Annotated in this window: 13 protein-coding genes; 4 read left to right on the top strand and 9 right to left on the bottom strand. The window is 67.8% G+C overall.

Annotated features, from left to right (window positions below):
* Positions 1–101: 101 nt before the first annotated feature.
* Positions 102–1,508 (top strand): amidase family protein, encoded by a 1,407-nt coding sequence (locus tag EPO41_RS06890; RefSeq protein WP_296322323.1) that lies wholly within the window; start codon positions 102–104, stop codon positions 1,506–1,508.
* Here the strand turns inward: EPO41_RS06890 and dxs are convergent.
* The 3 genes from dxs to EPO41_RS06875 are packed head-to-tail and all read right to left on the bottom strand — an operon-like array spanning position 1,505 to position 4,636.
* A complete protein-coding gene (dxs, locus tag EPO41_RS06885; protein WP_296322321.1) occupies positions 1,505–3,421 on the bottom strand; it encodes a 1-deoxy-D-xylulose-5-phosphate synthase in 1,917 nt (638 codons plus the stop codon). The genes EPO41_RS06890 and dxs overlap by 4 nt on opposite strands.
* Positions 3,422–3,461: 40 nt before the next feature.
* A complete protein-coding gene (locus EPO41_RS06880) occupies positions 3,462–4,370 on the bottom strand; it encodes a polyprenyl synthetase family protein (protein WP_296322319.1) in 909 nt (302 codons plus the stop codon).
* Positions 4,371–4,381: 11 nt separating this feature from the next.
* The gene (locus EPO41_RS06875; protein WP_296322317.1) at positions 4,382–4,636 is read right to left on the bottom strand and encodes an exodeoxyribonuclease VII small subunit; all 255 of its coding nucleotides are present in this window, start codon (positions 4,634–4,636) and stop codon (positions 4,382–4,384) included.
* 273 nt (positions 4,637–4,909) lie between these two features.
* Between EPO41_RS06875 and EPO41_RS06870 the strand changes: the two genes are divergently transcribed.
* Together EPO41_RS06870 and EPO41_RS06865 are read left to right on the top strand one after the other, a co-directional pair.
* Entirely contained in the window at positions 4,910–5,842 is a 933-nt protein-coding gene (locus EPO41_RS06870; RefSeq protein WP_296322314.1) for an IclR family transcriptional regulator, read from the top strand.
* Between the two features lie 32 nt (positions 5,843–5,874).
* Positions 5,875–6,351 (top strand): PaaI family thioesterase, encoded by a 477-nt coding sequence (locus tag EPO41_RS06865; RefSeq protein ID WP_296322311.1) that lies wholly within the window; start codon positions 5,875–5,877, stop codon positions 6,349–6,351.
* Here the strand turns inward: EPO41_RS06865 and EPO41_RS06860 are convergent.
* From EPO41_RS06860 to EPO41_RS06850, 3 genes are read right to left on the bottom strand one after another with little or no spacing between them, the layout of a single operon-like run.
* The gene (locus EPO41_RS06860; RefSeq protein ID WP_296322308.1) at positions 6,348–7,061 is read right to left on the bottom strand and encodes a dihydrofolate reductase family protein; all 714 of its coding nucleotides are present in this window, start codon (positions 7,059–7,061) and stop codon (positions 6,348–6,350) included. The two genes, EPO41_RS06865 and EPO41_RS06860, sit on opposite strands and share 4 nt — an antisense overlap.
* 27 nt (positions 7,062–7,088) lie before the next feature.
* The gene (locus EPO41_RS06855) at positions 7,089–7,622 is read right to left on the bottom strand and encodes a 2'-5' RNA ligase family protein (RefSeq protein WP_296322305.1); all 534 of its coding nucleotides are present in this window, start codon (positions 7,620–7,622) and stop codon (positions 7,089–7,091) included.
* A gap of 56 nt (positions 7,623–7,678) precedes the next feature.
* Positions 7,679–8,338, bottom strand: a complete 660-nt coding sequence (locus EPO41_RS06850) for a 2'-5' RNA ligase family protein (RefSeq protein WP_296322303.1) — start codon at positions 8,336–8,338, stop codon at positions 7,679–7,681.
* 94 nt (positions 8,339–8,432) lie between these two features.
* Here EPO41_RS06850 and EPO41_RS06845 point away from each other — a divergent pair, with 94 nt between their 5' ends.
* Positions 8,433–8,801: a hypothetical protein gene (locus tag EPO41_RS06845; RefSeq protein ID WP_296322301.1), complete on the top strand. Its 369-nt coding sequence runs from the start codon at positions 8,433–8,435 to the stop codon at positions 8,799–8,801.
* Positions 8,802–8,810: 9 nt separating this feature from the next.
* Here the strand turns inward: EPO41_RS06845 and EPO41_RS06840 are convergent, their stop codons facing one another.
* The 3 genes from EPO41_RS06840 to EPO41_RS06830 form a co-directional block, all read right to left on the bottom strand.
* Positions 8,811–9,296, bottom strand: coding sequence for a cupin domain-containing protein (locus EPO41_RS06840; protein WP_296322298.1), 486 nt, complete (start codon positions 9,294–9,296; stop codon positions 8,811–8,813).
* A gap of 26 nt (positions 9,297–9,322) precedes the next feature.
* Positions 9,323–10,111, bottom strand: coding sequence for a hypothetical protein (locus EPO41_RS06835; protein ID WP_296322295.1), 789 nt, complete (start codon positions 10,109–10,111; stop codon positions 9,323–9,325).
* A 261-nt stretch (positions 10,112–10,372) separates the two neighbouring features.
* Positions 10,373–12,622: a 3-hydroxyacyl-CoA dehydrogenase NAD-binding domain-containing protein gene (locus tag EPO41_RS06830; RefSeq protein ID WP_296322292.1), complete on the bottom strand. Its 2,250-nt coding sequence runs from the start codon at positions 12,620–12,622 to the stop codon at positions 10,373–10,375.
* Positions 12,623–12,670: the final 48 nt, after the last annotated feature.

Below are 12,670 nucleotides of genomic sequence, written 5' to 3'. Positions count from 1 at the left end.
CGGGTCCGGCCCTCTCCCCACTTCAAATTCATCGTGTTGCTTTCCCCCTCCCGGCCTCCCCCGTAAGACGGGGGAGGTGAAGGACTTGGAGGAGAGACGGGATGGCGGACGAACTCTGGAGCTGGTCGGCGGTCGACCTGGCGCGGGCGATCACGCGGGACGCCGTTTCGAGCGAGGACGCGACCCGGTCCGTTCTAGGGCGCATCGAGGCCGTCAATCCGAAGGTCAATGCCGTCGTCGACGTCATGGTCGACGAGGCGCTACAGGCCGCGCGCCAGGCCGATGCCTCGCGCCGCAGCGGCGCCGCCTGCGGCCCGCTGCACGGTGTACCGGTGACGGTGAAGGTCAACGTCGACACCAAAGGCCGCGCCACCACCAACGGTGTCGTGGCCTTCCGCGATCTGGTGGCGACCGAGGACAGTCCGGTCGTCGCCAACCTGCGCAAGGCCGGCGCGGTGATCGTCGGCCGCACCAACACGCCGGCCTTCTCGCATCGCTGGTTCACCGACAACGAACTGCACGGCGCGACGCGCAACCCGTGGGGCAAGGGCCTGACACCGGGCGGATCGAGCGGCGGCGCAGCGGCCGCGCTCGCCGCCGGCATGGGCGCCATCGCGCACGGCAACGACTATGGCGGCTCGATCCGCTACCCGGCCTATGCCTGCGGCGTGGCGGGCCTGCGGCCGACGCCGGGGCGCGTGCCGGCCTTCAACCCGTCGGCCACCGCCGAGCGGCCGATCACCGCGCAGCTGATGTCCGTGCAGGGGCCACTCGCACGCTCCGTCGCGGACGTTCGACTCGCCTTCGCCGCCATGGCGATGGGCGATGCACGCGATCCCAACTGGGTGCCGGCGCCGCTCGCCGGTCCCGCGCCGCCCCGTCCGCTGCGCGCGGCGATCGCGCCCGCTCCGTTCGACGACGTTGTGCCGGAGGTTCGCGCCGCCGTCGAACAAGCCGGCCGTGCGCTCGAAGCGGCAGGCTATGTGGTTGAGCAGGTCGCGCCACCTAAGCTGGGCGAAGCCGCGGAGCTATGGCACCGAATGGTCGTCAATGACGAGCGGCGCGGTTTCGTCGCCACCGTGCAGGCGCTGGGCGACGCGGCGGCCCGGCGCAACGTCGAGGGCCATCTGCGCTACGTGCCGGAGATCGATGCCGATGGCCTGCTCGACGCATTCGGCCAGCGTCTCGCCCTGATGCGCGCCTGGTCGCTATTCTTCGCGAAGTATGCGGTCGCGGTCGTCCCGGTCTCGCACGTCCTGCCCTTCCCCGACGGGCTCGATCTGCAGGAACAGCCGGTGGTCGATCGCATGATGGCGGCGCAGCATTGCCTGCTCGCGACGCCGGTGCTGGGCTATCCCTCGGTGTCGGTGCCGACGGGCCTGGCCGACGGTACGCCGGTCGGCGTGCAGGTGATCGCCGCCCGCTTCCGCGAGGATCTCTGCCTCGATGCCGCGGAGATCGTCGAGGCTCACGCCCCGCGTCTCACGCCGATCGATCCGCGCGGTTAGCCCCGCGCGCGCTCCGATTGCCGGCCGAGCGCGGCCAGTGCCGTCGCCACGATCTGCGGCGCGTTGAGGCCGGCCCATTCGTACTGCCGGGCCGGCGAGGCGTGATCGATGAAGCGGTCGGGCAGGACCAGCGGCCGCACCTTGAGGCCGGCGTCGAGCAGACCCGCCGTGGCGAGATACTGCAGCACGAAGCTCGCGAAGCCGCCGACCGAGCCCTCCTCGATCGTGATCAGCACCTCGTGCTCGCGCGCGAGCCGGCGGATCAGGTCGGTATCGAGCGGCTTGGCGAAACGGGCGTCGGCCACCGTGGTGCTGAGGCCCTTGGCGCCGAGATCCTCCGCCGCCACCAGGCACTCCTGCAGGCGTGCGCCGAAATTCAGGATCGCGATCTTCGTGCCCTCACGCACGATCCGCCCCTTGCCGATCTCCAGCGGCGTGCCCCTGGCTGGCAGCTCGACGCCGACGCCCTCGCCGCGCGGATAGCGAAAGGCCGAGGGACGGTCGTCGATCTGTGCCGCCGTCGCCACCATGTGCATCAGTTCGAGTTCGTCGCCGGCCGCCATGATCACGAAGTCAGGCAGGCAGCCGAGATAGGCCACGTCGAAGGAGCCCGCATGGGTGGCGCCGTCGGCCCCGACCAGCCCGGCGCGATCGATGGCGAAGCGCACCGGCAGCTTCTGGAGGGCGACATCGTGCACGACCTGGTCGAAGGCGCGCTGCAGGAAAGTCGAGTAGATCGCGGTGAACGGCTTGAAGCCCTCGGTCGCCAGGCCGGCGGCGAAGGTAACGCCATGCTGCTCGGCGATCGCAACGTCGAAGGTGCGCTCGGGGAAACGCTCGGCGAACTTGTCGAGGCCGGTGCCAGAGGGCATCGCCGCGGTGATCGCCACGATCTTCCTGTCCGCCTCTGCCTCGGCCATCAGCGCCTTGGCGAAGACGGCGGTGTATTGCGGCGCGTTGGCGACCGGCTTGGACTGCTTGCCGGTCACGACGTCGAACTTCACGACGCCATGGTACTTGTCCGCGCTCGCCTCGGCCGGGGCGTAGCCCTTGCCCTTCTTGGTGACGACATGGACCAGGATCGGCTTGTCGAGCTGGCTGTCGCGGGCGTTCTTCAGCACCGGCAGCAGATGCTCGAGATTGTGACCGTCGACCGGCCCCACATAGTAGAAGCCCAGCTCGTCGAACAGCGTGCCGCCGGCGACGAAGCCGCGGGCGAATTCCTCGGCCCGCTTGGCCGCGAGTTCGAGCGGCTTGGGCAGGTTCTCGGCGAAGGTGCGGCCGAGGTTGCGCAGGGTGACATAGGGCCGGCCCGACAGGAGGCGCGAGAGATGGCCCGACAGGGCGCCGACCGGCGGCGCGATCGACATGTCGTTGTCGTTCAGCACCACGATCAGCCGCGAACGCAGCGCGCCCGCATTGTTCATCGCCTCGTAGGCCATGCCGGCGCTGAGGGCGCCGTCGCCGATCACGGCGATCACGTTGTTCGAGCCGCCGGCCAGGTCGCGCGCCACGGCCATGCCGAGGCCGGCCGAGATCGAAGTCGAGGAATGGGCCGCGCCGAACGGGTCGTATTCGCTCTCGGAACGCCGCGTGAACCCCGACAGTCCACCCTCCTGACGCAAGGTGCGGATCCGGCTGCGGCGGCCCGTGACGATCTTGTGCGGATAGGCCTGGTGGCCGACGTCCCAGATCAGGCGATCTTTGGGCGTGTCGAAGACGTAGTGCAGGGCCACGGTCAGCTCGACCACGCCCAGACCCGCGCCGAGATGACCGCCGGTGACCGAGACGGCCGAGATCGTCTCCTGGCGCAGTTCGTCGGCGAGCTGGCGCAGCTGGTCGGCGCGCAGGCGGCGGATGTCGGCGGGAACGTCGACGGTATCGAGGAGCGGCGTCGTACTCTGCCCGGTCATCTAACTATCATACTCCTGCACAGCGAGCTGTGCCCCAACTTCAGGTGCGACGCGCCACGACGAATTCTGTGGCTTGCCGTAGCAAATCCGCCGCCTCGCCGAACGGCTCGAGATGCGCGGCCGCCTGTCGCGCCAGCATCCCCGCCTGGGCCCGCGCACGCTCGCCCCCCAGGATGGACACGAACGTCGCCTTCCCCGCCGCCTCGTCCTTGCCCGTCGCCTTGCCGAGCTCGGCCGCGTCGCCCTCGATGTCGAGCAGGTCGTCGACGATCTGGAAGGCGAGGCCGAGATCGTGAGCATACATGGAAAGCGCCGACCGAGCGTGATCGCTGGCCTTTCCGAGGATGGCGCCGGCGGTGCACGAGAATGAGATCAACGCACCCGTCTTCAATCGTTGCAGGTGGGTGATGGCGCCGATCGACTGGTCGGAGCCCTCCTCCTCGGCCAGCAGGTCGAGCATCTGGCCGCCGACCATGCCGCGGGCGCCGGCGGCCTTCGCCAGCTCGGCGACCAGAGCCACACGCACCGCCGGATCGCCATGCGTGTCCTCGTGCGCCAGCACCTCGAAGGCCAGCGCCTGAAGCGCATCGCCGGCCAGGATCGCGGTCGCCTCGTCGTACTGCCGATGGCAGGAGGGCTTGCCGCGCCGCAGATCGTCGTCGTCCATCGCCGGCAGATCGTCATGGATCAGCGAATAGGCGTGCACGAACTCGATGGCGCTGGCGGTGCGCAGGGCCGGCAGGGTCCCGACCTTGAACAGGGTGGCGCCGGCCAGCACGAAGAAGGCCCGCAGCCGCTTGCCGCCGCCCAGGCTGGAATAGCGCATCGCCTCGAAGACGCGCGCCTCGCCCGAGACGCCGCTCGGCAGTAGGCGATCCATGGTGCGTTCGACGGATTCGGCGGCAAACGAAAGCGCAGCGCCAAACCGGGTGTGCGACGACAACGGCATGGGGAGGGAGATCAGCCGAGATCGGCGGGTTGCGTCGCGACCGAGCCGTCGGCGGAGAACACGATCTTTTCCACCTTCATCTTGGCCTCGGCCAGCCGCTGCTCACAGTGGCGCTTCAGCAGCGCGCCGCGCTCGTAGGCCGAAATCGCCTCGTCGAGCTTCACCTGGCCGCGCTCGAGCTGCTGGACGATGCCCTCCAGCTCCTTCAGCGCGTCTTCGAAAGACAGGGCGGTGATGTCCTTCGGCAGGGTGGGTTCTTTTGCCAATTCTTGCCTCTCAGGGGGTCGGCCCGGATCGTAGCCGGAGGCGGCGAACATGTCGAAAAATGCCGCCCTCGTCACGTAAATAGGCCGAAAATTCCCGAATCAGAGAGCAAAACTGCGTCTCTGCAACTGGCGATAATCGAATCACGCACCTGTGACATGGCCGCTTTGCACGTTCGCAGGCCAAAATCCAGCCCATCGCATTGCGGTCGCCGTGAGGCGATGGCAGGTTCCGCCCCGCAAAGAAATAAACGGCCATTCACCAGGAGTAAGCGCATGGGCAATGTAAGCCATCTCGTCACGCGAACCGCGGCCTTCCAGAGCTCGGTCGAAAGCGGCCTCGCCGAGGGGTCGAACAGCAAGGACCGCCAGTTCGTCACCGCGCTTGCCCGCGGTCTCGACATCCTCCGCGCCTTCCATGCCGGCGAAGGCATGCTGGGCAACCAGGAGATCGCCCACCGCACCGGTCTGCCGAAGCCGACCGTCGCCCGCCTCACGCACACGCTGACCGAGCTGGGTTACCTCAACTACATCCGCCGTTTCCGGAAGTACGAGCTGGGCGCCTCCGTGCTGGCGCTGGGCTATGCCGCAATCTCGAGCATGGACGTGCGCCGCGCCTCGCGTCAGCCGCTGGAGCAGCTCGCGCACGCCCTCAACGCCTCGACCGCGCTGGGCGGCCGCGACCGCCATTCGATGATCTACCTCGAAGCCTGCCGGGGCCCGTCGGTCGTGGCGATCACCCACGATGTCGGCACGCGCGTGCCGATGGCCAGCACGGCGATGGGCCGCGCCTACCTGTTCACATTGCCCGACGTCGACCGCAACAAGCAGATCGATGCCATCCGCCGCCGCTGGCGCGACGATTGGACCAAGGTCAAGGCCGGCCTCGAGCGCTCGTTCAAGGAACTGACCGACCGCGGCTTCTGCGTCACCTGGGGCGAGTGGCTGCCCGAACTGTGCGGCGTCGGCGCCCCGCTGCGCAATTCCGACGGCACGGCGGCCTATGCCGTCAACGCCTCGGCGCCGATCTACCAGATCAGCCGCGACCGTCTCGAAGCCGACTGGGGCCCGCGCCTGGTCAAGGTTGCGCGCGACATCCGCACCGGCATGGCGGCGCAGCCGGCCATCACGGCCTCGTCCGGCCCGGCCATGCGTCCGATGATGAGCAACGGGCATCGGCCGCCGATGTCGGCGATGGTGCGCCGCTAAGGCGCGCCCTCTCTTCCCGAGGCATTCCAGACATGGCTATCCAACGACCGGCCGACGCTCGGCCGGTCGCTCCTTATGTGTTCCGCGGCTTCAATGGCGTGATCGGCCATCAGGTCGTGGCATGGCGCCCCGGCTTCGTCGAGATGCGCCTCGAGGTGCGGCCGGAACTGTGCAACGCCAACGGCCTGCTGCACGGCGGCGTGCTGATGACGCTCCTGGACTCCGCGAGCGGCTTCGCCTGCACCTTCAACGAGACGGCGACGGCGCGACGGCTCTCCGTGACGCTCGCCTTCACCACCCAGTTCATCAAGGCCGGCCGCGAGGGCGACGTGCTCACGATCCTGGGCGCCTGGCGACCCTCGTCCAGCCAGAGCACCTTCGCCGCCGAGACCGAGATCTACAACCAGGCGAACGAGCTGCTCGCCACCGGTGCCGGCACCTTCCGCTACCTCAAGGGCGAGCGCAGCGACGGCACACTCGAATTCCTCGACCGGAAGGCCGCGGACTAACCGTTCGCGTCGACCGGCGTCGAGCGCAACCGGTAGCGCAGCCACATCGTGCCGCCCTCGAGCACGTCGTGGCTGACCAGCGTCATGCTCTCGATTGGCGCCGGGCCGAGATCGACATCGCCCGAGTTGAACACGATCGGGCCGCCGGTGCTGCCGTCGATCACGGGGCAGATGACGAGACTAAGCTCGTCGATGAGCCCGGCCCGCAGCAGGGCGCCGTTCGCGCCGCCGCCGCCTTCCAGCATGATCCGCTCGATGCCCAGCTCGCGATTGAGCGTCTCCAGCGCCGCCGCGAGATCGATTTCGGTCTCGCCGGCGAAGATGTAGGAGACGCCGTCGGCCCGCAGGCCCGCCAGATGCCGGTCCGGCACGGACTCGGACAGGATCACGAGGATCGGATCGCCGCCGATGTCGCGGCGCGCCCACACGGCCTTGCCGTGGCCATCGAGGAAGATTCCCCACGCCCTGGCCTCGCGCTGCGCGAACCAGTTCTCGCGCGGAAACACCTGATCGGTCGGCGGATAGTGCGGCTCCTTGCCCTTGGCGAACTCCTGCGCGGTCACCCTCCCGCACAGCCACGAGCCCCCGCCCATCTGGTCGTGCAGCCGCTCGAACAGATTGGGCACGACATTGGCCTTCGGCCGCCAGCGGCTGCCCCAGATGCGACCGTCGACGCTGCAGACCATGTGGCAGAGGACATAGGGCTTCATGATCGCATCATAGCCGAAGGCGAACGCTCAGAAATCGAATCCCGGTAACGACAATTGCGGTCCCGGCCTCAACGGCAGGCGCCCGACAGGGTGGTGTGTCGTCTTGCCGAGCAAGCTGTGCATGAGGACGATCTCGCGGGCGGTCCAGGTGATCGGCTTGATCCCGCGCGACGGCAGGATCGTCTCGCTCCTCAGGAGCGTCATATGGGGCATGAAGGGGCGCTTCTTTTCCGTGCCGGGTCGCGTCAGCGCATCGCGAAGTTTCACCGAGAGCGCTTCGAGGTCGGCACTCCCCTTGCCGCCGTACAAGACGAAGGCTCCCCGGCTGAGAGACTTTGCGCGCGTGAAGGCAATCCGGAACGGCTGCGCCTCGATGGTAGTGGCGCGCTGGAGGAGCGCGTCGATGTCCCCGGGCGCAGGTGGAACGATGTCATCAATGACATGCCATAGCGTGACGTGAAGATGCTCGGGCAGAACTTCCGTGCCGGAGAGGCCGATCTTTCCACACAGCTTCCGCCGGGCGCTGCAAATCGCCTCCACCGTCCCCTCGTCTGGAATCACGGCGAAGAACAGCCGGTCGGTCGGCCGTACCGTAATCATCCCGCCTCGCGAAGACGTCAGCCCAGCGGGATGCGCGCGACGTGGCGATGCGTCGTCTGGCCGATCAGGCTGTGCACCAGAACGATCTCGCCGACCGTCCAGGCGATGGGTTCGACGGGCTCGGCGTCGATGTGCCTTCCGTCATGGAGCAGGGTCACGTGTGGCGTGTAGCGGCGTGCCGGCCGCGGCGTGTCGTCGAGCGAATCGCTCAGGCGCTGCTGCAGCACTTCCATGCCGACCGTCGAGTCATCGCCCGTCAGGACCAGCGCGCCGTTGGCGAAGCTCATCAGGCGATCGAAGCCGACCCGGAACGACGGCATCGGGATCTCGCCGGCGCGCGCCACCCAGCCATCGATCTCGTCGGCATCAGGAAGCCCGTGGCCTTCATGGACGGTCGCCAGGGTGACGTGGAAATGCCCGGTCTTGAGAAGCCGGCCCGTCAGGCCGTGCCGTGCCCGCCAGGTGGCGGCGCGTTCGGAGATCCGTTCGGCCGTCTCGGCATCCGGCAGGACGGCGAAGAAAAGCCGGTCGGTGAAGCGCGGACCGGCGCGATGCATCCCGGCGTGGCGCCGGCGAAGACGGTCCGTGCCCAGCCGCGACAGGCCCTGCTCCTGCCGCGGCGCCAGCGGCGGGTGTCCTCCGAACGTCTCGATCGTCGCTCCGAAAAGTGCGCTCACGGCCTGCCTCCTCTGCTCTATGTTCATGTTATGTTCTATATGGGGATAAGGCAAGGGTCGGGGGCTGGCTGGAAACATTTGATACGATGCCAGCATGCAGATCCGCGGCTTCTATGAATTCGGCCATACGCTCGATGTCCTCGACGCCGACAGCCATGGCTTCTCCCCGGCCGACGTCGCGCACGTCGACCGGTTCTGGGCGTATGGCGACATGCACGACAGCTCGGCGGGGTTCGTGCTGCGGCTTCGCGACGGCCGCCGGGCCTATGCCGAGTTCCTGCACTGGCACGGCTTCGAGCAGGACGAGGACTTCAGGATCGATGTCGAGATGCTGGAGGTCGACGAGGTGCCGTCGACACCCCTGCGCGAGCCGATCGACCCTGCGGCGCCCTGGCCGCCGGGCGGCTGGTCGGACGAGACGTTGCATCTCGACCGCCTGCTGGCCTACGGCCGCGGCGACTGATTCGCCTCGCTACCTCTTCTCGCGGTCGTAGTAGTCGACCGTGGTCTCCGCGCGGAACATCTTCCAGAGCTTCGTGGAGCTGCCGTTGCCGGCGACGATCGAGATCTTGCCGGAGTCCGGATACTCGCAGGCGTCGAGCGGGACCCGGGTCGAGACGGAGAGATAGCGCATCGTCTCCGTGCCCGTGTTGACGATCTGGTGCGCCACTTCGGCGCCGCCAGGCGGGCAGGCGATGACATCGTGCCGCCGGATCGGATAGCGCTCCTTGCCGAACCGGAGTTCGCCCTCGCCCTCCAGGATGAGGAACATCTCCTCCTCACCGTGATGGCTGTGGAACGGGCACTGGGCCTTGCCGGGCGGCAGGACCGTCAGGTTGTAGCCGAGGTTCTTCGCCCCGATCTGGTCGCTGAACCGGGCGCGGCGGGACGTGTAGAGGCCGTCCTGCTCGACGTCGTCGAACGCGACATCGTCGAGGTTCACGATCGGCTTCACCATGCCAGCCTCCGCAGTCAGGGGTACTCTTACTTGACGGTGATCTCCGCCCCGCCCAGGCCGACGAACTCGGTCTTGGCGACGCCCGGGCCCGGCAGGAACTGCGGCGGGTGCACCGAGCCGGTCAGGATCATGTCGCCGGCCTTCAGCTGCTTGCCGTTGGCGATGAGCTTGTTGGCGAGCCAGGCGAGCGAGATCATTGCGCCGCCCATCACGTTGCTGCCGGGGCCGGCGCCGATCTCCTTGCCCTCGAACTCGGAGCGGCCCTTCACGTTGGCGAAGTCGGTCTTCTGCCAGTCCTTGATCTCGGTGCCGACAATGCAGGCGGCCTGCAGCACGTCGTCGGCGATGCGGCCCGGACCGCCCAGCTTGGACGCGTCGCCGTAGCGGTTCTCGACCACTTCCATGCCGCAATAGAGGTTGGAGACGAACGCCTGGATCGACTGGGCGGTGTATTCCGTGCCGGCCGGCACGTCCTTGCCCATGCGCGCGACCATCTCGCACTCGACGCCGGCCTTCAGGGGCCAGCCCTTCTCGAACACCGCGCCGCTCTGCTTGATGCCGCTCGTGTAAATGCCGGCGAAGGCCGGACCCGAGAGCTTCAGCGGCTCGTACTGCGCGGGAACGGCGAAGGCGACTTTCCAGCCGGCAAGCTTCCAGCCGGCGGCCTCGAGCTTGTCATGGACCGCGAACTGGACCTTGTAGGCATCCGTCTCGGAAAGGCTCGCCGTCGCCTCTGCGAGCCAGTCCATCGTCGTCTTCGAACGCCGGCCTTCGACAATACGGTCGGCGAGTGCGGCGATTTCCTTGGCGTCCACGGCAATTCCCTCCAGATTTGAGGGAGGGATAATTGCCGCGTCACCCCTTCAGTGCAAGCGCGCACGCCATCCAACGGCGCCTCATGTTCCTCTCCGCCCACGCAGTGGGGGGAGAGGCTAGGAGAGGTGGGTCATGTGCTTGTTAATGGCGAGGTGTGCTTGCGAGAAGCACCCACCTCACCTACCCCACGCTGACGCGCGGGGCCCCTTCCTCTCCCCCCACTGCGTGGGCGGAGAGGACGGTAAGAGCGGAGTGGCAGCCTAAGCCGCCTTCGCCGGCTGGTACTTGCCGTAGAAGCTCTCGCCCTTGGCGGCCATGTCGCGCAGCAGCTTCGGCACCTCGAACTGAGGGCCGTACTTCTTCGCGAACTCGTCGCACTCGGCGACGAACTTCTTGATGCCGACCTGGTCGATCAGGCTGATCGCCCCGCCGGTCTGCGGCGCGAAGCCCAGGCCCATGATCGAGCCGACGTCGCCGTCCTGCGGGTTGGTCAGCACGTTGCCCTCGAGGCAGCGCGCGGTGTCGACCGCCTGCACGTAGAGCAGGCGCTTCTTGATCTCGTCCTCCTTGGCGCGCTTGTCCTCGCCCTCGCCGTAGAGCAGCGCCGGATCGGCCGGGAAGTACTTCTGCAGCTCCGGCCACAGGCGCTTCTTGCCGTCGGCCGGATACTCGTAGAAGCCCTTGCCGTTCTTGCGCCCGAAGCGCTCCAGCTTCTTCACCATCAGTTCGAGGATGTCCTCGGTGCCGGCGCCTTCGAACTTCTGACCGGCCGCCTCGGCGTCGCGCCGCGTCTGGTCCATGATCTTCCACGACAGGTCGATGGCGACCTCGTCGTTGAGCGACAGCGGGCCCACCGGCATGCCGGCATAGCGCGCGCAGTTCTCGATCATCGCGGCCGGCACGCCTTCCTTCAGCATGCGATGGCCTTCGCTGATGAAGGCGCCGCAGACGCGGGAGGTGAAGAACCCACGGCTGTCGTTCACGACGATCGGCGTCTTGCGGATCTTCTGGACGAAGTCGAGGGCGCGCGCGAGCGTCTCCTGCGAGGTCTTCTTGCCGACGATGATCTCGACCAGCGGCATCTTCTCGACCGGCGAGAAGAAATGCAGGCCGATGAACTGGTCGGGCCGCGACGAGGCTTCGGCAAGGCCGGTGATCGGCAAGGTCGAGGTGTTCGACGCGAACACCGCGGCCTTCGGCAGCGCAGCCTCGGCCTTCTTCGTGGCCTCGGCCTTCACTTCGCGGTTCTCGAACACGGCCTCGATCACGAGGTCGCAGTCCTTGAGCGCGCCGAAGTCCGGCGTCGCCGTGACCTTGGCCAGCATCGCGTCGGCCTTGGCCTGGTCGAGGCGCTTGCGCTTCACCAGCTTGCCCAACTCGTCGGCGATGTGCGCCTTGCCCTTGTCGGCCGCCGCCTGGTCGCGATCGATCAGCACGATGTCGAGCCCGGCCTGCACCGAGACGGTGGCGATGCCCGCGCCCATCAGGCCGGCGCCCAGCACGCCGATCTTCTTGTACTCCTGCTTGGGCACGCCCTTGGGCCGGCGCACCAGCTTGTTGGCTTCCTGCAGGCCGAAGAACAAGGTGCGGATCATGCTCTTGGCGACGGGGTCGCGCAGCAGCGAGACGAAGTAGCGGGTCTCGACCCTGAGACCGGCATCGAACGGCAGCTGGAGCCCTTCATAGACGCAGCTCATGATCGCCTTCGGGGCCGGATAGACGCCGTTGGTCTTGCCGCGCACCATGGCGCTGCCGCCGATGAAGGTCATGACGCCGGGCGGGCTCCAGACCTGGCCGCCGGGGAAACCCGGCACCTTGAAGCCCTTGCGGTCCCACGGCTGCACGGCGCGGCCGTCGATCGCCTTGGCGCCCTTGCCGGCATATTCCGGCACGACCTGCTCGGTCGCCGGCGCTGTCAGCCAGGCCTTGGCACGGGCCAGCAACTCGCCGGCCGGCACGACCTCGTGGATCAGGCCGAGGCCCTTGGCGGCGTCGACCGTGAGGTCCTTGCCTTCGAGCAGGATCGGCGCGGCGTTCTGCACGCCGATCAGGCGCGGAATGCGCTGCGTGCCGCCGCCGCCCGGCAGCAGCCCGATCTTCACCTCGGGTTGACCGACCTTGGTCTTCGGGTTGACCGCGGCGATGCGGTAGTGCGTGGCGAGGCAGATCTCGAAGCCGCCGCCCAGCGCCGTGCCGTTGATCGCGGCCACGACCGGCTTGCCGCCGGTCTCCTGGCGGCGGAACATCTTCTGCAGCTGGCTGAACTGCTCCATCAGCTTCGACGCATCGGACGTATCGAGGCTCAGGATCATCTCGAGGTCGGCGCCGGCGATGAAGCTGTCCTTGCCCGACGTGATGATGATGCCCTTGACCTTGTCGTCCTTCAGGGCGGTCTCGAGCGCGCCGGCATAGGCCGTCATCGAGGCCTCGTTCAGCACGTTCATCGCCCGGTTGGGCATGTCCCAGGTGATGGTCGCGATGCCGTCCGAATCGACGTTGTAGTTGATCATGTTTCAGTCCTCATTGGAGCGCGCCACTCCTGTGGCGCTCAAGAGATG

Source organism: Reyranella sp., from assembly GCF_004297265.1.
In the GTDB taxonomy this organism is placed as follows: domain Bacteria; phylum Pseudomonadota; class Alphaproteobacteria; order Reyranellales; family Reyranellaceae; genus Reyranella.
This window is presented reverse-complemented; position numbering and strand designations above follow the sequence as displayed.